Origin of the sequence: Rhodococcus sp. NPDC057014, from assembly GCF_042673295.1 — a bacterium.
Classification (GTDB): Bacteria; Actinomycetota; Actinomycetes; order Mycobacteriales; family Mycobacteriaceae; genus Rhodococcus_F.
Window position 1 is genome coordinate 1 of the sequence record NZ_JBHUSF010000138.1, and the last position, 22,129, is coordinate 22,129.

At 63.4% G+C, this 22,129-nt stretch carries 14 protein-coding genes and 3 pseudogenes; 12 read left to right on the forward strand and 5 right to left on the reverse strand.

Going from position 1 to position 22,129, the window contains the following annotated elements; translation table 11 throughout:
• The 6 genes and pseudogenes from ACFTZB_RS24615 to ACFTZB_RS24640 all read left to right on the forward strand — a co-directional run.
• Positions 1-489: pseudogene (locus tag ACFTZB_RS24615) on the forward strand (hypothetical protein); the annotation flags it as partial.
• A 658-nt stretch (positions 490-1,147) separates the two neighbouring features.
• Positions 1,148-1,495 carry an Lsr2 family protein gene (locus tag ACFTZB_RS24620; RefSeq protein WP_378434942.1) on the forward strand — a complete coding sequence of 116 codons (348 nt, stop codon included), beginning with the start codon at positions 1,148-1,150 and terminating at the stop codon, positions 1,493-1,495.
• A 508-nt stretch (positions 1,496-2,003) separates the two neighbouring features.
• Positions 2,004-2,294, forward strand: a pseudogene (locus ACFTZB_RS24625) (ATP-binding protein); the annotation flags it as partial.
• Between the two features lie 349 nt (positions 2,295-2,643).
• Entirely contained in the window at positions 2,644-2,973 is a 330-nt protein-coding gene (locus ACFTZB_RS24630) for a hypothetical protein (protein WP_378434968.1), read from the forward strand.
• Positions 2,974-3,165: 192 nt separating this feature from the next.
• On the forward strand, positions 3,166-3,393 hold the full coding sequence (locus ACFTZB_RS24635) for a hypothetical protein (protein ID WP_378434944.1): 228 nt from the start codon (positions 3,166-3,168) through the stop codon (positions 3,391-3,393).
• A 107-nt stretch (positions 3,394-3,500) separates the two neighbouring features.
• A complete protein-coding gene (locus tag ACFTZB_RS24640; RefSeq protein WP_378434946.1) occupies positions 3,501-3,689 on the forward strand; it encodes a hypothetical protein in 189 nt (62 codons plus the stop codon).
• A gap of 462 nt (positions 3,690-4,151) precedes the next feature.
• Here the strand turns inward: ACFTZB_RS24640 and ACFTZB_RS24645 are convergent, their stop codons facing one another.
• Positions 4,152-6,026: an RNB domain-containing ribonuclease gene (locus ACFTZB_RS24645; protein WP_378434948.1), complete on the reverse strand. Its 1,875-nt coding sequence runs from the start codon at positions 6,024-6,026 to the stop codon at positions 4,152-4,154.
• Positions 6,027-6,292: 266 nt separating this feature from the next.
• Between ACFTZB_RS24645 and ACFTZB_RS24650 the strand changes: the two genes are divergently transcribed.
• Positions 6,293-6,568, forward strand: coding sequence for a response regulator transcription factor (locus ACFTZB_RS24650; protein ID WP_378434950.1), 276 nt, complete (start codon positions 6,293-6,295; stop codon positions 6,566-6,568).
• Between the two features lie 214 nt (positions 6,569-6,782).
• Here the strand turns inward: ACFTZB_RS24650 and ACFTZB_RS24655 are convergent, their stop codons facing one another.
• On the reverse strand, positions 6,783-7,040 hold the full coding sequence (locus ACFTZB_RS24655; protein WP_378434952.1) for a hypothetical protein: 258 nt from the start codon (positions 7,038-7,040) through the stop codon (positions 6,783-6,785).
• A gap of 533 nt (positions 7,041-7,573) precedes the next feature.
• Here ACFTZB_RS24655 and ACFTZB_RS24660 point away from each other — a divergent pair.
• Positions 7,574-8,281: a serine protease gene (locus tag ACFTZB_RS24660; protein WP_378434954.1), complete on the forward strand. Its 708-nt coding sequence runs from the start codon at positions 7,574-7,576 to the stop codon at positions 8,279-8,281.
• 472 nt (positions 8,282-8,753) lie between these two features.
• Here ACFTZB_RS24660 and ACFTZB_RS24665 read toward each other — a convergent pair whose 3' ends face one another.
• The 3 genes from ACFTZB_RS24665 to ACFTZB_RS24675 form a co-directional block, all read right to left on the reverse strand.
• Complete coding sequence (locus tag ACFTZB_RS24665) at positions 8,754-10,907, reverse strand: acyltransferase family protein (protein ID WP_378434956.1); 2,154 nt, start codon at positions 10,905-10,907, stop codon at positions 8,754-8,756.
• A gap of 933 nt (positions 10,908-11,840) precedes the next feature.
• Complete coding sequence (locus ACFTZB_RS24670; protein ID WP_378434958.1) at positions 11,841-13,859, reverse strand: acyltransferase family protein; 2,019 nt, start codon at positions 13,857-13,859, stop codon at positions 11,841-11,843.
• 155 nt (positions 13,860-14,014) lie between these two features.
• The gene (locus tag ACFTZB_RS24675) at positions 14,015-14,767 is read right to left on the reverse strand and encodes an SGNH/GDSL hydrolase family protein (protein ID WP_378434960.1); all 753 of its coding nucleotides are present in this window, start codon (positions 14,765-14,767) and stop codon (positions 14,015-14,017) included.
• Positions 14,768-16,811: 2,044 nt separating this feature from the next.
• On the opposite strand from ACFTZB_RS24675, the pseudogene ACFTZB_RS24680 reads away from it, so the two are divergent.
• The 4 genes and pseudogenes from ACFTZB_RS24680 to ACFTZB_RS24695 all read left to right on the forward strand — a co-directional run bounded on the left by ACFTZB_RS24680 (position 16,812) and on the right by ACFTZB_RS24695 (position 21,886).
• A pseudogene (locus ACFTZB_RS24680) lies at positions 16,812-18,330 on the forward strand (sugar transferase).
• A 186-nt stretch (positions 18,331-18,516) separates the two neighbouring features.
• Positions 18,517-19,596 (forward strand): sugar phosphate nucleotidyltransferase, encoded by a 1,080-nt coding sequence (locus ACFTZB_RS24685; RefSeq protein ID WP_378434962.1) that lies wholly within the window; start codon positions 18,517-18,519, stop codon positions 19,594-19,596.
• Positions 19,597-19,599: 3 nt separating this feature from the next.
• Positions 19,600-20,844, forward strand: a complete 1,245-nt coding sequence (manA, locus tag ACFTZB_RS24690; RefSeq protein ID WP_378434964.1) for a mannose-6-phosphate isomerase, class I — start codon at positions 19,600-19,602, stop codon at positions 20,842-20,844.
• A 139-nt stretch (positions 20,845-20,983) separates the two neighbouring features.
• Positions 20,984-21,886, forward strand: a complete 903-nt coding sequence (locus tag ACFTZB_RS24695; RefSeq protein ID WP_378434966.1) for a UTP--glucose-1-phosphate uridylyltransferase — start codon at positions 20,984-20,986, stop codon at positions 21,884-21,886.
• Positions 21,887-22,129: the final 243 nt, after the last annotated feature.

The window sequence follows — 22,129 nt, forward strand, 5'->3', positions numbered from 1 at the left end:
CGCCGTGCGGCGATCGAACGCCTCGGTGGCGTCGATGCGGTGGCCGCGATGATCGGGCGGTCCCGCTCCGCGGTGTCCCGGTACCGGTCGGGGGAGACGAACGAGTTGCGGGCCGACGCCAGCAAGAAACTGAAAACCGTGAAGGCGCAGGACATCATGAAACGAGCCGGGGTGCTGCGGCCGGACGGAACCCCGAAACGGGCAGTCATCCGGGTCCGGGGCGGTGTGATGGTGCGTAACGGTGCGGACGAGGGCTACGACTACCGGGTCCGCACTCTGGATTTCGCAAACTCGGACACCCCCTTCAGCAGCGATGAGTCCCGGGAGCTCGCGGCCGCGTTGGCCAATGACGATCACGCCCGGGTCGTGGCGTTGCTGGAGCGGCACGCCACCCTCGACTACCCGGAGAACAAGGGCTTCGACAAATACAGCGACCAGTTCGGGTTCCACTTCGACCACATCGACTCCGTCCACATCGACTGGATCTGATCACCGGACGGACCGAACCACGGGGGATACGTCGTTCCGCGGGTCGAGGCGGGAAATCTGTTGTTATCCCAGTCAGCACACCGGGCGCAGCATGAATTGATCTCCGAATGGGTACATGTCGACATGCTGCGCTGACAACCGGAAAGAGGTTCCCTAACGTCCAACCGGAAAGAGGTTCCCTAACGTCCTGGTTGGCAACGCCCCCCAGTGGGCCGGTCCGGGCGCCCGCCCCCGCCGCAACGAAAACGATTATCGAGGTGATCAGTGTGATCTGATACCGGACGATGCACTCTGCTATCTACGCTAGCTAGATTGCACGAGCGCATGTCGACGACCAGCCCGTGTGCAGACCCTGCTGTGAGCGACCGCCAGGAATCCTTTGAGGAACGTCCTCCCCTGGCGCTCACCGACTTTTCACCAGACGGTCCCAACGCAAGTAGGACACTCTCGTCACATTCGTCACAGTGATGCAATTTGGGCGCAGTAGCGGCCCCGCCCCTTCGGTTGGGTCAACGCGGCCGAGCACCAGCCCGCGGCCAAGACGTGCCGGCTAGGTCAAGTTTCTTGGGAGCCCGGAGTCGCCGCGGAGCGTGCGGTGGCTGCGGGGTGTAACCAGTACTCTCATCTGTCTGTACCGAGACATCGAGGAGTGGAACCTGTGGCACGCAAGGTAGTGGTGGAACTGGTCGACGACATCGACGGGACCGAATTCGGTGAGGATGGCGAGAGCATCAGCTATGCACTCGATGGCGTCGAGTACCAGATCGATTTGAGGGACGAGCACGCCAAGGAGTTCCGCGAGACGCTCGAGTACTACATCGACCACTCCACTCGCGTCGGCGGCCGCAAACACCGCTCCGGCCGGTCGGTCAACCCCGGGACGGCGAAGCGGCGGCCGAGTGAGAAGAAGAAGATCCGCGCCTGGGCGATCGAGCAGGGCTACGAGCTTGCCTCCCGCGGCCGCATCCCTGCGGAGATCGAGCAAGCCTTCCGCGACGCTCACTGACATGTCCTCGGCCGCCTCGGCGGTAATGAGGACGTTGTCGTAGTCGCTGGGGCGCGAAACTCAGTGGCGCATTGGGAGTGTCCCGACCTGACCATCCAGGCTTGATGACAGTTCGTTCTTCGGCGTCGTAGGCTCGGATGCCGTCGCCGACTGGCTGCTCGCCCTCGGCGGGGATGGCGCGCCGTGTTCGAGTTGCTGCGCGCGAAAGTGCAGGGGAACTGGACCGGATGGTCGAGGACGCGGAGTTCACCGTGCCCACGGGTGGGCCGGAAATGAGTTCGGGAACGCTACCCAACCCTAAGAAGCCAAGAACGCTAAAGGAAACTAAAGGGGCTGGTAGCTCGCCCTTTGTGGGGAATCCGTTCACCCTGTCGTTCGGGGACGCCGCCGCCGTCTCTGCTGGGTCGCGCCGATCTCGTCGAGGACTTCGGTCGCTCTCGACGACGGTCCCGGTGCTCCCGGTCGCGCGACGATCTACACCGGGGCCCGTGGGGTCGGGAAGACGGTCATGCTCAACGAGGCGGAGGCCCAGGCCCGCAGCCGTGGCTGGCTCGTCGTCTCCGAGACCGCCACACCCGGGTTGCTCGACCGGCTCACCGGCGAACACCTACCCCGGCTGCTGCGCGAGCACGGCGAGCCCGGGGGAACGAAGCGGCGACTGTCCGGGATCACCGCCGCCGGGATCGGGGGCGTGAACTGGACCACCACCGACTCGCCGACGCCGGCGATGAGCCTGCGTCACCAGGTCGAGGAACTCACCGCCGCCCTGGCCGCACACGAGACCGGCCTGTTGATCACCGTCGACGAGATCCACCGCAAACTCGGCGACGACCTGCGTTCCCTCGGGGCGATCGTCCAGCACGCCTTCCGCGAAGAGCGGGAACTGGCCTTCGCCGCCGCCGGTCTGCCCGCCTCGATCAGCGATCTCCTGGGCGACGACGTCCTGACCTTCCTCCGACGCGCCGACCGCCATCCCTGGGCGCGGTGCCCTCGACGAGGCGGCGCAGGCCATCCGAGAGTCGATCGAGGGCACCGGACGCTCGATCGCCGAGGCCGACTGCCGCACCGCGGCGGAGGCCACGAACGGCTATCATTTTCTGATTCAGATTGTCGGATACCACATTTGGCGGCAGAACCGGACCGCGAAAGTGGTCGCCACCGACGATGTCACCGCGGGTGTCGCCGCGGCACGGCGCCGGATCGGATCGTTGGTCCTCGAGCCCAGCCTCGCCGGGATCTCCGATGTCGACTGGAGCTTCCTGGTCGCGATGTCGCAGGACGAGCGCCCGAGCCGGATCGGCCAGATCGCGGTCCGGCTTGGTGTGGACGGCACCTACGCCAGCCAGTACCGGTTGCGGCTGATCGACGCCGAGCTGATCGCGTCGGTCGGCCACGGCCTGCTTGACTTCACCATGCCGTATCTGCGTGAGTACCTGCGCGAGCACGCCGCCGCGCTCGGGCTGCCGAGGCATTCCTAGACTCCAGTGGCGCCGTCGGACCGGGACTCCTCTTGCGAGCGCGGGTCAACCCGGCAGTATCGCGGCAGAGCTCGCGAGGTTCAGCGATCCGGTCGGATCGCTCGGTTGCGGAAGAACGCATCGGCACCGGCTGCAACCGGCGGTCCGGCGCTCCTACGCTGGGAGCAGCACGACACCAGCGGGAGAAGGATCATGAGTTACGAAGCGATCTACGACGGGGTCCGTTATCCACTCGCCGATGCGGCCGCCGCCCACGGCCTCGAGGACGCTATCCGGGGCATCTTCGAAGACAACGGCAACGGCGGATTCGTCGGTTTCGTCAGTCAGAACTCGACGGTTCGCCTCCTGATTACGGCGGCGACTCCGGTCGCGATTCGGGGCAGCGACGAGCCGAACCCGAGCGTCGTCTACCGCTGGTAGCGCCGCCCGCAGCCGATGCCCATCGCGCCGCGACGGTGTGTCCGTCCTCGCCGAGGGCGGGATGTCAGCGAGACTTTCGGCAACGATCCACCGTCGGCAAAGGAGGCATGGTGCCCAGTCTGATATTCAACGGCGTCACCTATGACATCAGCCACACCAGATTCGAGGCCACCCACGAGTTGCTCGCACGGTTCGCCGAGGGACACACCACGGGAGTGGCCATGTCCCTCACCCACGGCGGCGCTCGACACCACCTGTACATCACACCCGGGGTGCCGATCACACTGGTGGAATGACGAGTCCGACCGAATCCGGCGGGATCGCCGTCTCCGGCTTCGCGAGGGAGCTGCGGTGGTCACGGATCCGCGCGTCACGCCCCGCCCATCGGAACCGGCCGCGGCAGGCGAGTGCATTCGGCCAAGGGGGCACCGAGTCCGTGGTCGTCGGGGTCATGACGGTCTCCTCAGCTCGACGTGCCCGAGCAGTCCAACAACGCACGGGTACGGCAGAGGTGGTCCCCTTCGCAGGCGCACTTCCACCGCTGAGTGGGCGCGCGTCAGCACCTGGTTGTCGAGTGTGCACACCGAGTGCATCGACCGGGAACGAAGCCGAGCCGCCGCAGTCGGTCTTCCCACGTCGAGACACCGCATGTCGAGGTGTGTCCGAGTGGTGTCAATGCCATCGGCCGCAACTGTGTGCACCAAAATCTGCACGCGCGTTCACTGCAGTAAGCAGCGGATAAGACGGGCATCGTAGTCTCAGTGCTGCGCGAAGAGTGCCTCGACGAGCGCGGCCGCCGATGCAGTCTTTGCCGCCGTCTTCGCGGTCGCGTCGGCGGTGGCGGTGTGGCCGGCGAGGTGCACGGTGGCGGTGAATCGGGGTGCGTGTGCGGGACCGTCGGTGCGGATCTCCCACTCGGGCGGGGCCTGATTATTGTTCTGGGCCAGGCTCATCAGCCAGGCAGTAGGGTTGGACAGGGCCTTGGATATCTTCGCCCCGTCCAGGCTCAGGACGGCCTGGCCGGTCGTATCGTGCGGCGGCGAGGGGATGCCCGCACCAGGGTTCTCGGACGCGGGCGGGCCAGGTGCCTTCGGGTTCTGCGGTGCCGCAGGCCATTCCGGTTCCGAGTCGGGATGGTCGGTGCCGGTCAACTGCGCGCGCAGTGCCGCCCACAGGGCTGCTTGTTCGGCGGGCTTCTTCGCCGTCGCGATGGTCCAGGCTCCGCGGATGCCGAGGTGGGTGGCGCGGGCGGCGAACAGTGGGTGGTGGTCGGCGCCGCTCTGCCGAGTCTCGACATCGGTGGGGGGTTGATCGGGATGAGCCTGCCGCCACACCGACACCACGCTCGGCCCCATCTCCGGATGGGAATCGGCGAGGGTGTCCAGTACGCGGAGTTGGATCGGGAGCCAGGTGGGGTCGGCGGCGTCGATCAGCACCGCGACGTCCGGGGTGGTCAGCAGGTCGGCGTCGACGCGGCGGGCGAGTTCGGCGGCGATCTCCTCGCGAAGCGGCCCGGCGGCCGCGGTTTTGAGGACCTTGTGGAAGGTGCGGGCATCGAGCGCGGTGAGGTCACGTGCCGCCTCTTGGGTGACGAGGCGGTGGTCGGCGTGTTTGAAGTGGTTCTTCTTCGCCTCCCGGGCGGCGCGGGTGCGCCGGTTCAGGTCGGCGCCGAGGGCGGCCAACTGGTCCGGGGTGTAGGGGGTGGGGGTGTGGTCGAGGTGGGCGAGGATGATCCGCTGGTTGATCAGGTCGGCCACCCGGCGCAGCGGTGAGGTGACATGGGTGTAGGCGCTGAGCCGGAGGCCGTAGTGGCCATGCACCGTAGGGTCGTAGGTCGCGGCCCGCAGTGTGGACAGCAGCCGTCCGCGGAGTTTCGCGAACAGGTCCGGGTCGCCGCCGGCGGCGGCGATCTCGGTCATGAGTTCGTCGGCGGGGCCGGCGACCGGGTTGGGTCGGTGGTTGCGGAAGAGGATCGGTAACCCCTGCTCCACACACCAGAGGGCGACGGCTTCGTTGGTGGCGATCATGAGCTCTTGGACGATGACGTAGGCGACGGTCCGCAGTTCTGCTGCGATCGGCACGATGGCGCCGTCCTCGTTGGCGGCCCAGCCGCGGGTGAGGTCGTAGAACGCCAGCGCGCCACCGTCACGGCGGGCGCCCAGCAGGACTTGCGCGGCGGCATCCGCCGCAGCCAACTGGACATGGAGGGGATGTTCCGGGTCGGTCAGGGCGCCGGGCACCTGGGCGTGATCAACCGCCTTGCACCGGCCCGACGCAATCTGTCCACGCCCGACGGTGACATCGACCAGCTGACCGGCGGGGGTGAGGGTGCCGGTGACTTGCAGGCTGGTCCGTACGGATTCGGAGGTCAGGGTGGCGGCCTGTTCGGCGGTGTCGCCGAGCATCGGGATGGTGCGGTCGCGCAGGTACCGGGTCTCGGCCCGTAGGAACGCCTGTTCGTCGGCGACCGACCCCAGGCCGACGACGTCGGCGACGCCCGCGATGTGAACCTCGACCGACCATCCGTGGCCGTCGGGGCGCGGGGTGACGGCGAAGGCGTCGTCGCGGTCCCGCGCAGTCGCGGAGTCGATCATCAGCAGCGTCGACACGTCAGTGACTGTCGAAGATCTCATGGTCGCCGGTCCCCCTTGGTTCTACAGGCCTCCGACGATAACCAATTTCACCAGGGCGCGTCGGCGACGCGCCCCAGGAACATCACCTGCAGGTCATTAAAACCGGCGTCAGGTACGGTTTGTTCACCGCGGCGAACAGCCGACAAAACCGAAATTGCTCCGTTGTCGCGGGCCCGCGTATTTGACCCATCCGGGTGGCGTGCCGCACCGAATCACACAGTGTGCGTTCCGCGGCAAGCGCTGCGGCTCGAGAAGGTGAGATCGGTATGACTTCTGTTCCTGCCCCCACGCCCGACCCAGTCGGGGAACCAGAACGGCGGCCCACGCTGACACCGCGCGAGCTGGAGATCCTGCGCCTGTGGCTGCGCAGTGAATCGAAGACCGTTGCCGCATCCGACCTCGGAATCAGTCTGGGCACGATCAACACCCACCTGATCCGGATCCGAGCGAAGTACGCTGCCGCCGGGCGTCCCGTTGCGGACAAGTCCGGCTTGTTGGTCCGGGCGCTGCAGGACGGATTGGTGTCTCTCGCTGAGCTCTGACGCGGCTGGTCCCTGCACGCCCAAACGGGGCAGAGCGCTACAAAGGGACGTCCTGACGACCCTGGTTCACGGTGTCGTGGGGCGGTGGCCGGGCACTCTCAATAGGGCTCTGGCGGCCGCGTCGCGACGACCGCGGACTGCGGACAACGACGTTCCACCTGTTCGTCGTGCGGATCGGCTAGCGAGCGCGTGGCGTTAGCAGGCTCTCGGGTTGTCAGGGTGTTTCGGATTGCTGAGGCACACTCTGGTCTTTGAGCCGTGCTGCTCGGGCATTCTCGTGGGCGACTATCGCTTCCTGCCAGTCATGATCCGTCGCCGCGGCGTGGTCGCGGGCGACTGGGGGTGGGACACCGAGCTGCGCGGCGATCTGCGCCCATGACATGCCCGCCGCGAGTGCCTCAGTCACCGCCCTGGTGAGGAGATCGTCGGTCCGGTCGCCACCGGAGACGGCAGCGTGACTGTCAGAGTCCACCGGAATTCCCGACCTGGCCCACTTGATGGGCGCGAATTGATTCTTTCATCCCCATGGAATTGATTCTTCCATCATCATGACTGTATCGGGGCGTCGAGGGATCGATGATCGGTCACCGATCGATGTCGTCAATCCGCATGCGGGTGGATCGGTGACCACCACGCTAAGGTCAGAATCCTGATGATGGGCGCCCGGGCAACGGGTGATGGTGTCAGCGTTGGTGAGTACCTGGTCGGCGGTCGCGGGGAGTGCTTCAAGCTCAGGGCCGGTGAGAAAGAAACAACCCGCTGACTCACCGAGGCCTTGGTCATGATGTCGATGTCGGTCGCCACGCACTGTTGGTGATCATCGGGCCAGATAGGTGCGCCTTCATCCCCAGCACGCTGTCGCCGATCGCGATGGCGACCTGACGATTCCGGTCAGCGCATCCGGCCGCCGGCGATGGCCTCGGCCACTGAGGGTCCGCGAGATCGAAATCTGCTCAGTGTGAGCTTTCGTCGTGCAGCGCGCGCCGTAGCAGGCGGGATAGGAGAATGCTTCCCAAAGAGGAGCGGGAGAAAAGTGTGAAGATCATCTTGGTCGCGATTATTGCCGCGCTCGCAGTGATGCTCGGTGTCGCCCCGGCGGCGCAGGCGGGACCGACCATCCATGTTGGGCCGGGTACCGCCTACACCCCGTACCCGGATGCCGAGGGGTACTGCACGATCGGCGCGGTCGGCACCGACAACGCGGGCCGCTTGGTTGCGCTGACTGTCGGTCACTGCCACCAGGGCGCGGGCAAAGCCGTCTACAAGGTTGGTGACGCTGCCAACGGGCCGATCGGGTGGGAGACCGACGTGTACTCGCGCAACACGGACGGTACGTTCACGGCGCTCGATTATGCGGTGATCCGGCTGAACCCGGATGTTGTTGTGCCGAGCAAGTACAGCGACACCACTGACGTCGTCGTTTCGAGTGTCGGTGATGCCTCGTTGTCAGACATGGGGTGCAACCACGGGGCAACCACCGGCAAGAATTGCGGGATCATCGGCAAGGTGGACGGTATTCACCTCCAGAACTGGGCGGTGATGTGGCAAGGCGATTCAGGTGGACCGATCGTGGTGGGGCAGAAGCTCGTCGGTCTCAACATCGGCATGGACTTCGGAACCCAGCCGACGACGTTCTATGGGGCAATCACCCCGATTCTCGCGGATATCAATGAAAAAGGTAGCTACGGCGCTGGGTTCGCGTTGGTGCCGTAACTACCAGTCCCACCACACACTCTGGTGTGTATGTATCGAGCGAAGACCACCAGCGGCACAATCGGAGTCCAGTCCGCGATCAACCCGAAGAATTTCACCGTCCTGGGAGCCAGTGCGACCACGAACGCTCAGGTCACCGTCTTCTTGAATGCGGGGAGCGCCCGCGCAATTTTCGCGTTGTCCGTCGCCACAGGTCGGGACTCACCGGTGCTGAAGGAGTCGAGTCCGTCAGACACCGTTGTCTGGGAGATCACGAAGGATGGTGGGTTCAAGACGCTGGCGGTGGCGACCGGGTCCATACCGTCCGCCCCCCACCGTTGGAGCCGGCGGCATGGTTTACGACACGACACTGACTAAGCCGACCTTGGTCGGACGGAACGAACTGGAAGGACGCGACAGGGACGGCGGTGTAGCAGCCGAACGACAATCGCCCCACCTTATTTCAGGTGGGGCGATTGTGTCTGGTGCGACGCTATCCAGTCAGCGCTTGTGTGAGTTCGGACGCCAAGCCTCGCGAATATTCAGGGGTGATATGCACCGCGTCGCGACGCATCACCGTTGACCCCACGAATGCGGGGCATGCGTCGTCGGCGGTGCAGAACCATTCCCGGGTGTCGACGTACATCGCGCCGGCCTCCTTCGCGGCGTCAGACTCGGCCTTCGACGCGACATGCCACAGCTCGGCCACGGTGCTTACGCAGCTCTGCGGCCCACTGGTTCGGGTCACGCACTCCTGCGGGTCTTTGCCGGACGGTATGGGCGCCAAGACAATGACCTTCGCCCCGGTAGCGCCGTACGTTCGGTACGCGTCGGCGCTACCCGCCTTCCATGCGTCTCCGGCCGCAGTGCCGGTCGGCCCGGCCGCCAGGTAGTTCATCTGCCCCTCGGTTCCCGACGTGATCACCAGGTCGGGCTTCAACTCTGCGAGTCGCTTGCCGACCCAGTCATGGTGCTCCTGGCATTCAGTGTTCAAGACGCCGCTCTTCTTCACGTCGACGAACGCGGCGGGGCAGCCAGCCTTCGTCAGACCCTGTACTTGCCAACCGAGCGGCACCAGAGCCTCGCGGACGCCAGACAGCCAGGTGATCGAGATCGAATCGCCAACCACGACGGCCAGCTTGTCCCCGCTTCCGTACACGCATTCGGAGACGTTCGGGCCGGTGTTTCCGCATCCGTCGGTGTCTTCCGGCGGCTTTGCATCTGCGATGTTGTCCAGACTGGGAGTGAGGGCAGCGGGCCATTCGGACGTCCGGAGTGCATCCCTGATCTCCTTCGCTCGTCCCGTGAGTTCAACCTCGGCTGCGGCACTTGACGAATACGCCGTGCCGTATGAGACCACCGGTGCGGGCGTTGTGACCGCCACTCCTACCAGACAGAGCCCGATTGTGAGCACCACAAGAGAGATGGTGCCGATGTTCTGGTCAGCCTTGCTCAAGTGGAGGTTCTTCAGCCGCCATCGGGAAACGTCGAGTAGCTTTCGCTCACGTTTCTCAGTGTCGGTGCTGAGCCAGTTGGACGCCCGGATCTTGTTCTCGAAGTACTGGTAGGACACTGCTGAGATGCCGAACATCAGGAACAGTGCACCGCCGTAGTACAGCCAGCCTTCCGGTTCGATGACCGCACCGAGCAGGATGATGATCGGCCAGTGCCACAGGTACAGCGAGTACGAGATGTCACCGACGTAGTTGCTCGCACGGTTCGTCAGTACCTGTAGGTACTTCTGCTCACCGGCGACGCCCGCGGCGATAACCATCGCAGCGCCGAGCACGGGGACGGCGGCCCACGGGGCGGGGAAGCCGCCGCCGGTTTCGGTGATGGCGAATGCGCCGACCGCGATCGCGATGAGTCCGGTCCACGCAATGAATGGACGGGCCTTGTCGGGGATGCGCTCAAAGTAGCTGATCGAGATCGCGAGGAGCGCACCGACGCCCAGCTCCCAGACGCGTGTGAGGGTGGAGAAGTACGCCCAAGTCGGGCTGCTCGCGGTGTTCAGTACCGAATACCCGAACGATACGACGACAGCGATTCCCATGACGGCGGCGGACAGTGCGAGCCGCGCCTTTGCTGATCCCGACCGTCGCATGACAAGTATTCCGATAGCCAGGATGACCGCGGGCCAGACGAAGTAGAACTGCTCCTCCACGGATAGGGACCAGTAGTGCTGCAGTGGGGACACGGGTCCGGAGGAGTTGAAGTAGTCGGTGCCTTCGATTCCGAATTGCCAGTTCGACACGAAGAAGAACGCGGCGACCGCATCGAGGACAGTGGATTTGAACCGGCTACCCGTGTAAATGAGGTAGGCAGCGATGACAGTCGCGACGAGGACAAGGGTGGCTGCCGGGACGATGCGCCGGATGCGCCGCCGGTAGAAACTGGAGAACGAGATGCGCCCGGTCTGCTCGAACGTGTGCAGCAGTGACCCGGTAATCAGGAACCCGGAGATCACGAAGAAGACATCGACGCCGATGAATCCGCCCCGCGGGAAGTGGAACAGGTGCGAGAACACGACGAGCATGACCGCGACCATGCGCAGGCCTTGAATGTCGAGCCGCTGCGTTGCCTTCGGCGTTTCCTTCGGCTTGCCCGGTTTCCGGCGCGACGAACTAGACCGCGAGATGGTTGCCACTGAGTTCCCCTCAGATTCAGCCCCCGATGAAAGTGGGGGGATGGAAGCAATATAGACCGCGTGGTTCTCACACGCTGGTCGTGGGAGCCCAGCACTAATTCACGTGAATGACACTATCCACCTGTGTCTGACACGCCCAGATTGCTCATGGGGCCGGGTCTCGCTCTCGACCGGCTCGGGTGTACCCCACCCCTACGCAGTTAGCCGCTGCTTGCATAGATCCCGACGAGAACACCAAAGCCGATGATGGCCACAGCTGCAATCCAAGGCGCCGCTTCGCGGATCAGGTTCATAGTGCGCCTCGCTTTTGCGGCTGGGTCCGCAATCCCCGAAGGAGTGCGTGTATGGGCTGAGAGGTGCTGGACAAGTTCGTGACATCGTATGACGACGATCCGGTTACCGGCGCGTAGTAGATGCCCTGCGTGGAAGTGGCCCTCCGCCCAGAATTGCTCACTGTTCCTCCCGGCCGTGACCGGGGAAACCCGGTCATCCGCGACGCCGGACGACGGGTTCCCCATCAGAGGTCCCGAGTCGAGTCGGTCAGACCACCGAGGGCTCGAAGACCCCGCCAGCCGCTGGGGGTAGGGCTGGCGGGGTCAGACGCCGCTCGAATGCGGGGGAGGGCGACGCCGCAGCCAATCTTTATGGCACATGACACGTCGGTCTATGTTTTGTGATGCAAGAAACATAAGCTCTCGTGCCGACCCTGTACGGGGCACAGCTCGCCGCAGGCAACTGCACCACCGAGCCACCGCGCAACCTCACACAATGACACGAGACCTACCCAGGGCCTCTCGCCTGGATACGCCGACAATTGCTCACTATGCCCCGAAGGACTCGCCCGCATTCACTCTGACGCCGATCACCCGAGTTGCATGAGAGGAGGCGGCGAACCGGCCAGCCGCTCGACCGGACGGTTCGCCGCCTTCAGTGCTAAATAGTCACGCCCGCTTGCAACAGCCGCTCGCGGAATGTAGGCGAGAGGGCTGATACTAACGTCGCAGTCAGGTGATGGGTGTCGCGGTAGATCACGATATTTCCGCTTATCAGATTGCAGAACTCTGCACTGCAGTAGTCGTCCGTCATGTCGATGAAGGTGGCACCGACTTCCTGCGTGTGCTCGCGCTGCTTCGACACCCAATCCGGGTCCATCACGGAATTCCGCTTTACGGCACACGGGTTCAATGAGTCAAGGTGGTCTGCTGCGCACTGGATCGGCGACTCATCGAACCAGGGCGTGTCGGCGATGACTACCACGCGGGACCGATTGGGCAATCGGTCGACCGTTCGCGCCGTTGCGTCGTTCCATTGATCGACCGTGACCCGGTCCCCGTATTGACCAGTTTGAATATGCAGGTTTGACATGAAGATGACATCTGGCGCGATTACGTTTAACCGCTCGACGGCTTTCCGCTTCCAGTCCTCGCAGAATCGGTCGATGTCACCGAGATCGAATCGGGGAGTGTCGATTGATGCGCAGCCGGATTTGATCATCACCACTAGCCGAACATCACCGGCCTCTGCGAGTTGCTCGACAGCAGGGAACCACTGTGCTGCATGCGAATCTCCGAAAAGCACGAACGTCCGAGGCGATGACTTATTGCCAAACTCGCATTCAGCTACGGTGCTGTCATATAGCTTCGGGCTGCAACCCATTTGCGATGCCTTGGGAACGTCCTCGTTGGCGGATTGGAGTCTCGGCTGAGCATTTATCGGGACGTAGTCCGTGAAGGAGACAGACGTAGACGCGGCCAGGTTGGCGATAAATTCCGGAGCTGCGATGTTTGTCGAGATCTGACGTCGATCGAGGGCGACGCTGCCAAGTGCCATCGCCAGCGTGACAGCGACGATTGTTGCCGCTGCCGACGGGACCACAATCCACGAGCGCACTCGCCGAATCGAATCCGATGACATTGCGGGAACTTCGATGTATCGACGGCCTAGGTATGCCAAGGGGAAACTAGCGGCTCCCAGTAGAAGAGTGCCCCATAGCGGCAGGGAACCGCCCGCCAATGTGAGCGGGATGAGGATTATCGGCCAGTGCCACAGGTAGAGCGAATACGAGATGTCACCCACGAAGGTCATGGGTCGCGTCTGCAGCAATGCCCCAACGCTTCGGCGCGATGTACTGCTGAAAAGCAGGATCAGGCCGGTGCCAACCACCGGGAGCAGCGCCGCGTATCCAGGAAACCGTGTCCCGGCGTCGTAGAAGACGGCTGCGGCGAGCACGAGGACCACGCCAATCCATCCAGCAATGTTGGCGAATCGACCTTCACTTAGTCGATCGTAGGGAATGCGCGTGAGAAGAAGGGCTGCAAGTCCGCCAATGCCGAACTCCCACACTCTAGTAGGCAGCGTGTAGAAGGCCCAAGGGCCGTAGATGGGCGTGAGGTAGATGCTCAACGCAAGCGAGAAAACGGTGATCACGGCGAGTAGTGCGGCGAGCCCGGCGACCGACTTCCTGAAGAGCAACCAGGTGCTGGCCAGGATTAGCGGCCATACGAGGTAGAACTGTTCCTCCAGTCCCAATGACCAGAACTGCAGAAAGGGTGATGCAAACTTTTCCTGCAGATAGTCGGTGCCCGTCCAGGCGAACCATAGGTTCGGTACGTAGGCGGTAGCCGCGGCGGCCTCTGCCGCTATCCCCGCGCTGCGGATCGGCGAAAGGAACAGGACCGAGAAGAGCAGAGTAATGACGACGACAGCGAGGGCTGCGGGGGCTAGCCGAAGAATCCGCTTTCGATAGAACTGCCAGAAGTCGATCCGACCCAATGACCGCAGAGATCCCGATAGCTGCCCGGTCATCAGGAAGCCTGAGATTACGAAGAAGATGTCAACTCCGATATATCCTCCCGTGATCAATGGAGTGTTGGCGTGAAAGAGAACGACCATTAACACGGCGACGGCACGCAGGCCTTGAATGTCGAGCCGTTTGTGCGCACCTGTACTCAAGGTTTCGTCCTCTGCTGGGGAAAGGAATTAGCTGCAACGACATGGGGATTGAAAGCAAAAGAAACCGAGCGGTACGTTCTCGCCGGTCATATCATTTGCGCGAATGACATGACGAACTGCACCGCGGAGGGAATCATCAACCGACACCAGCCGGGTTAAGCGAAGGCGGGTATGCGGTCCCGGAGTGCGGCCACGACCTTGCCTGCGAGCTGCTGGTGCCCTTCCGGGGTCGGATGGAATCCGTCGGAACCGATCATCGCCGAGGTCACCATCGGGGGACGGATCGTGTCTACGAACATGAACCCGGACGATTGGGATTCCTCACGCAGTACGTCGTTCACAATACTTTGATTGGTGGTCGGTACACCGGTGGGGGTCCAGGGGCCGAGGACGATGATGTCCGCATCGGGCGACCATTCGCGTGCCGCCGTGAACGTGGCTTGCACCGCCGCCCGGAATCCAACAGATGACGGCGGGGCGCCAAGGTTGTCGTTGTATCCGCCAGCAAGAACGATGACGTTCGCGGGGCTGAATGCGGCCTCCGCGCCCTGCACGAGATTGATCATCGTACGTCCACTACCGCCGGGCTTGATGTAGCCTGCGTTCTCCTCGGCGCTGACCTGGGCGTTCACATTGAAGTTCTTGGCGACGAGCCACGCGTAGCCTTCCCCGTCCGGTGCGCCAGTGCCAGCGGTGTAGCTGTCGCCGATGAACGCGATTCGCTTCGTTTCCTGCACCGTTCCGACGGGAGCCGCTGCGGCTTGGGTCGTTTCAGTTGCGGCTGGCTTGCGGTAGTGGTCGTAGGCGACCCCAGCAACCACGGCGATTGCGGCGATGGCGAGGAAGGCGATGAATAGGACGTGCCTGCCAGGCCTGGGTTCATTGGCGTCAGGTTTGCGGGGCTTCATGCTCGGCATTCTCCCGTACCGCTCGGTCTGCGCAAATCCGCTACTCGAATGTGCGCAAGGTCGCCGGTCCGCCGGCCGGCTCGAACTATGTTGAGCAGCGTTCTGCGAGGGGAAGGCTGCAGCGGATCCTGGTCCCACGCTGACCGCCCCAAGGCGGCAGGGTCCAGGCGTGGCAGGTCGTGTACAACCTCGCCGAGTGGGCGAGTTGCAGGTCATTGCGCAACCGTGCACGAATCGGACGTGAAATCTATGTGGGAACGATTCCCACATAGATGTGAGAAGGGTCGAATCGCGGCCCGCCGCCAGTGAGGCGTGCCGTCCAGGCACACGGACTCAGCCGAAGGAAACCCCTGGTATAAGGGTAAATTCGTCGGCGTCCGTCATTGGCCGCCCTCGAAGTTCAGGAGCGAAGGCATCACGCGGCGGGACGACCGGATCGGTCCCGGCCACGTAGCCAGAGCCGTCGATATAGCAGCGGAGTCAGTGAACTCGGATCTCTACACCCGTGCTGCCCGCCCGTCTGACGCACGCCAACTCGTGTGAATAGGTGAATCGTCGGAGTTGCTGGGCGGGCGGAACCGGATCCGACTGTCCCGGATGGAGGATCGCCGCCGCACAGGTCGAAAACCTCGCCGCCGGGCCGGTGTGTCCGAGTCCCCTTCTGCACGTGCCAGGGGTGCGCCTTTGCGGTCGTCGAATGAGCGGGCGCGGCCGGCATTTCCGCAAGAGCCCACCCCTCAGATCGGAAGTGGTCAAGCAACATGTAGGTAGGTGTCAAAAAATGGCCGAAATGCGTAAATGCGATGCTTAAAGCTACGATGGATCTGGTTTGTGGGCACTCTTTCCGGGTTCAGGATGGATTTTGGTAAGTCGTGTATTGTGCTGGCTTACTTAGGGATTGATGTGAGTAGCTGAAACAGCAATTCGAATGTGATCTGCCATCAGTCCTACCTGGCGAAGGAGATGTCGGATCGCGAGAGAAACTTGGTGCCCGCGGCTCCTCTGCTGTTGCAAAGTCTTTCAATTCGTGTAGAAAGAACGAGTGCCCGGCAGGGGTGCAGATCGAGCTTCCGACGCCATCGCCTCAACAGGAGTGAAATATGTCTGTAGACTTCGCCAGCATCACGGAATTGATCAACTTCTTTGCTTCGTTCCTGACCTTCGGGTCGGAGGGTGGATCCACCGGAGTGTAGTCCACCACCAATCTGAAACTGGGGCTCACAAAACACTGTGGGCCCCAGTTTTGGTATCCGTGTCATCGGGTGTCGGGCGCTCGCCCGTGTCAACCAGTCGCGTGGCCCGACGCGGACGAATCGTCATGCTGCTCTCGGACTCGATGATCGGTGTTACGGCCATAGGTGGCAGTGGGTCGGGCGTCACGCAGCCTATTGACCAATTCGCGCGTGCGCGCCGTTCGTCGGCCGGCGCTTTGTCTTGCGTTGCAGTGGTTACGCGGCGGTCTGGTCGTTAGGCCCGCCAGTCCGGCTCTTGCGCCGGCGGGGCAACTTTTCGCGCAGGTCTTTCTGCCGGCCAGCTTTCCCGATCAGTACTGCGAGTGGTATCGACATCACCACCCACGCAATGACGATTCCGATTGTCCACCACCACACGACGCCAGTATGCCGCACTTGGGTGGGCGACAAGCCCTACGTACTCGGGATTCGTACCTGCGAAAATGCTGAGAATTTCCAGGTCGCTCGCTGAGAATGCTGGCAGGTGATCATCAGGATCCCGTCCGTGAGCGAGATGCGGCGGGCACCGTACCTGCTCTCCGGCGAGTTCGCCAGCATTTCGTGTGACCTCCGGTATCAGATGCCCCGTATGGCACTGTCATTCGCTCGATATACACACCTGCTGACCTGCGATAGAAGGGCTGCATCGACCCTCTGGCCGGATGTTGTGAAGCTGATCACTCGCTGTCTCAACTTGAGTGTCCACGTGCGAACATCGACGCGGCAGCAAACATCGGGCGATCGTCGTCTTCGCAATGTCGTGAGGACACACGAGCCGCCAGTCAGGGTGGCTCGAGGTCGGAAGGCAAACGGTGACTGCATTCGATGTTTCACCCGACCCATCTCGGGCTCCGGAGAACGCAGCGGCGCTCGCGGGGAAAGAGAGTGGGCCGTACACTCGCTGCGAGTGGCAGGCCGCCTATATCCGACGTCTGCTAATTTCGGACACGCTGATCGTGGTTGCCGCGGTCGCGGTCGCGCAGTGGGTGCGGTTCGGCGACAGCGGCGTCCTGACCACGAGTGGAACCGGGCAGGACCTCAGCTACACGCTGGTCTCGGCTCTGCTGGTCGTGGCGTGGCTGACGACTCTGACGATCTTCCGGACTCGTACGGTGCGGGTGATCGGGAGCGGGCCGGACGAGTATCGACGGATCTTCGTCTCGACCGTGCGACTGTTCGGGTTCATTGCGATGCTGGCGCTGTTGTTCCGCCTCGATTTGGCTCGGCTCTACCTCGCCATCGCGTTTCCTGTCGGACTGGTGGCCCTGATGGTGAGCCGCTGGGTGTGGCGTCAGGTGATTGCTCGTAAGCGGTCGCGCGGAGAGTTTCAGACGTCGGTCCTGGTCGTGGGCAACGAACGCGCCGTCCGGATTCTCGCGGAATCCTTCGCCCGAGGTACGGCCGACGGGTATCGCGTGGTGGGCGTCTGCATTCCGGGACACTCAGGCGAGCATGGCGACAAGATCACCGTCGCCGGGCGCGACATTCCCGTGCTCGGCAGCGAGGGGGACGTGATCGATTCGCTGGGGTTCTGTCGTGCCGACACCGTTGCAGTTACGGCCACCGAGCATCTCGGGCATGAAGGGATGCGCGCCCTCGCCTGGGACCTCGAGCCGCACGATGTCGACCTGGTGGTTTCACCCGGAATGATGGATGTGTCCGGTCCGCGTCTGTCGATGCGGCCGGTGGCGGGACTACCGCTGATTCATGTGGAGAAGCCGCAATATCACGGCGCGCAGAAGTTTTCGAAGCTCGCGTTCGACATGATCTTTGCGGCGTCGGCGCTCCTCCTGACGGGCCCGGTGATGATTATGGCTGCGCTCATGATCAAGCTGACCAGCAGGGGCCCGGTGTTCTACAAGTCGGAGCGCATGGGGCTGGACGGTCGTCCGTTCCCGATGCTCAAGTTCCGCAGCATGGTGGTGGACGCCGACAAACAGGTGGCGGCGCTGATGACGGCGAACGAGGGTGCCGGCGTCCTCTTCAAGATCCGTGAGGATCCGCGGATCACACGCGTCGGCGGAGTTCTGCGCAGGTACAGCCTCGACGAGCTTCCGCAGTTTCTCAACGTTCTTCGGCGGGATGAGCGTGGTAGGCCCGCGCCCGCCTCTGCGCCGAGAAGTCGAGGCCTACGACGGCACCGTCCGTCGCCGACTGCTGGTGAAACCGGGCATTACGGGACTGTGGCAGGTGAGTGGGAGATCGGACCTCTCATGGGAAGAGACTGTGCGGCTCGATCTCTCGTATGTGGAGAACTGGTCGATGATGGGGGATGTCCTCATCATCGGCAAGACTGTGCGGGCTGTGGTCGCCGGTGACGGGGCGTATTAGGACATCGAGTGGCCGGTGAAGGACCTGGCCGTCGAACACATTGAGTTTGAGCGCGAATCAACGTACCAGTGCGTCGCAGACAACTCATGATTACGCCGGCAATCCGGGCGAATGTCGAGTGGCGCGCGAATCGCGATCGGGTTTCAATCATTTCACCGTATTCGGGCATGGAGGGGGTTGTCGGACATGAGGATCGATACTGCGCCGGACGCGGTCATTCTGGTCGGAGGTATGGGCACCCGGCTGCGTCCGTTGACTCTGTCCATGCCCAAGCCGATGCTGCCGACTGCGGGAGTGCCCTTCCTGACTCACCTACTGTCTCGGATCAAGGACGCGGGACTCTCCCATGTGGTGCTCGGGACGTCGTTCAAAGCGGAAGTCTTCGAGCAGCATTTCGGCACGGGTGAAGAGTTCGGGCTGGAGATCGAGTACGTCACCGAGGACGAGCCGCTCGGTACCGGGGGCGCTATCCGGAATGTCTTGCCCCATCTTCGTGCCGACACCGTGGTGGTTTTCAACGGTGACGTCCTCGGCGGCACCGATGTGCGAGCTGTTCTGCAGACGCACGCGGAGGCCGATGCCGACGTAACGCTTCACCTGGTTCGGGTGGGTGATCCGCGCCCGTTCGGCTGCGTGCAGACGGACTCGAATGGCAGGGTCACCGCTTTCCTGGAGAAGACGCAAGATCCACCGACCGACCAGATCAACGCCGGCTGTTACGTATTCCAGCGGGAGTGGATCGAGAAGATTCCGTCCGACCGCCCCGTGTCGGTGGAACGTGAGGTGTTTCCCGCATTGGTGTCCGGCGGGACGCGGGTGTTCGGCCACGTCGATTCCGCCTACTGGCGAGACATGGGGACGGTCGACGATTTCGTTGCCGGGTCGGCGGATCTGGTTCGCGGCATAGCGCCTTCGCCCGCGCTGAGCGGTAGGCGCGGCGAGTCGCTCGTCCATCCGACTGCCACGGTGGCCCCAGGCACGGTGTTGATCGGCGGCACGGTGCTCGGTGCACGGGTCACTGTCGGTGCGGGTGCGCGTCTGGACGGAGCCGTGGTGTTCGACGGCGCCCACGTCGAAGCTGGGTCGGTGATCGAACGATCGATTCTCGGGTACGACTGCCGGATCGGGCCGCGAGCACTTGTGCGCGATTCGGTGGTGGGAAACGGCGCCGACGTGGGCGCTCGATGCGAATTGCTGCGCGGAGCCCGTGTCTGGCCCGATGTGACGTTGCCGGATGGTGGCGTCCGATTCTCGACGAATGTCTGATCGATGAAACGCCTTCACGGAGCGATTCGGTCGTATGAGTGGGGCTCCCGCACGGTGCTGGCGGAACTCACTGGACGGCCCTCGCCGTCCGATCGGCCTGAAGCAGAACTTTGGCTCGGCGCACATCCGGCAGACCCGGCTCGGGTGGACGACGCGGGCTCCGGCGTCTCACTTCTTGACGTGATTTCGGCCGACCCACTCGGGCAACTGGGCGCGGCCAACGCGTCGCGGTTCCGAGGTCGCCTTCCGTTTCTGCTCAAGGTGCTCGCCGCGGAGGACCCACTGTCGTTGCAGGCGCACCCGAACTCCGCGCAGGCACGTGAAGGATTCGAACGTGAAAACGCAAACGGTGTCCCTCTGGACTCGGCTGCCCGCAATTACAAGGACGACAACCACAAACCGGAACTTGTGGTTGCGCTGACGAAATTCGAGGCGCTCGCCGGGTTCCGCGACGTGCGGCGAACCGTCGCGTTGCTGCGAGCGCTGGAGGTTGAAGAGTTGGACCGGTGTGCGCAGCAATTGGAAACCCAGACCAACCCCTCGGGTGTGCGTGCGCTTTTCACGCAATGGATCACGGGCGACGAACACCCGGCGATTCTGATCGCTGGTGTAGTCGAGGCCTGCCGACAATACCTTTCGACCGTGTGCGACGGAGCGGAGGGGGAGTTCGCGGCGGAGGCGCAGACCGCGCTCGACCTGGGGGTCAAGTATCCGAACGACCCGGGTGTCTTGATCTCGCTGCTGCTCAATCGGATCACGCTCGAACCGGGGGAGGGCTTGTTTCTCGCGGCCGGAAATCTGCATGCATACCTTAGAGGCGTGGCCGTCGAGATCATGGCCAACTCGGACAATGTGCTGCGCGGCGGTTTGACCCAGAAGCACATTGACGTGCCCGAGCTGCTGAAAGTCCTGGACTTTCGGCCGGCGTCCATGCCGGTGGTGCGTGCGGACGGTGATGGTCGTGACAACAGACGTCTGTACCGCACGCCGGAGGCAGAATTCGAGCTCACCCGACTGCACCTCGAGACGAGCGCGAGTAGTGCGTCGGCATCGACAGCGACTCTCGGCACTGGAAGCCCACGGATCGTTCTCTGCACGGCGGGATCGACCGTCCTCTCGTCCCACTGCGACTCGCTTGAGCTGAGTGCGGGCCAGTCGGCGTGGTTGCCGGCATCGAACCCGGCGGTGACCCTCGCACCTGCACGGCAGCGCGCCCAGATCTTCGTTGCCACGATCGGCTCCGGATAATGCGGACTTTTCTCGCGGCCAAGGAGTCGTCGCTCACCTGCAATCGATAAATCTGGACAACTGACCAGTGTAAAGGTCGGCCGAGGCGTAAAAGTCATGACACCGCTGCTCATTCAACTTCTTCGAGAAAGGCGCAACCATGGGGGAACTGGATTCGACTGGATTTCGCACCGCTGTGGTGCCCGCCGCGGGAATGGGAACGCGATTTCTGCCGGCGACAAAGACGGTCCCCAAGGAGCTACTTCCTGTCGTGGACACGCCCGGGATCGAGCTGGTGGCCGGCGAGGCTGCCGAGTCCGGGGCAGAGCGGCTGATCATCGTGACGGCACCGGGCAAGGACGGCGTGGTGGCGCACTTCGTCGAAGACCTGGTGTTGGAAAACAACCTTGCTGCCCGGGGAAAGCACACTCTGCTGGAGAAGGTCCGCAGGGCGCCGGGTCTCCTCGCGGTGGAGTCGGTAGTCCAGCAACAACCGCTGGGGCTCGGCCACGCGGTTGGATGCGCTGAAGCGGTGCTGGGCGACGACGAGGATGCAATCGCGGTTTTGCTGCCGGACGACTTGGTGCTGCCGAACGGCGTGCTCGATGTCATGTCGCGCGTGCGAGCCAAGCGTGGCGGAACGGTGTTGTGTGCCATCGACGTCCCCAAAGAGGAAGTGAGCGCATATGGAGTCTTCGACGTCGAGACCGTCCCCGATGCCGTGAATCCGAACGTATTGAGGGTGAAGGGCATGGTGGAGAAGCCGAAACTCCAGGACGCACCGTCGACTCTCGCGGCTGCCGGCCGCTACCTCTTGGACAGGGCAATTTTTGATGCCCTCCGACGTATCCGCCCGGGAGCGGGCGGAGAGTTGCAGTTGACCGACGCGATCGCGCTGCTCATCACGGAAGGGCATCCCGTACACGTAGTGGTTCATCGGGGTCCTCGGCACGACCTCGGCAATCCCGGTGGGTTTCTCCGGGCGTCGGTCGACTTGGCGCTCAGTCATCCCGAGTATGGGGCGGACCTGCGGACGTGGCTGGAGCAGAGGGTCAAACGCTAGCGCTGTTCCGTTCGTTCCCTTGCCGTTTCGGCGGACCTGCCCCTGGTCAGAGCAACGTTACAGTATTGTTACTGCCCGGTACGGTGTGCGCAAAATACTCGAAGATCGGAAATGGTGCCAGCAGTCGGGGCTGAGGTCTGCCCGCGGACTAGAGCGTGTCTGCCAAATATTGGTGGTCGGATGCTCGAGACTGTCCCTGTGTTGCGTGCCAACGAGATTTCCGATGCCCTGTGGGCTGTGATC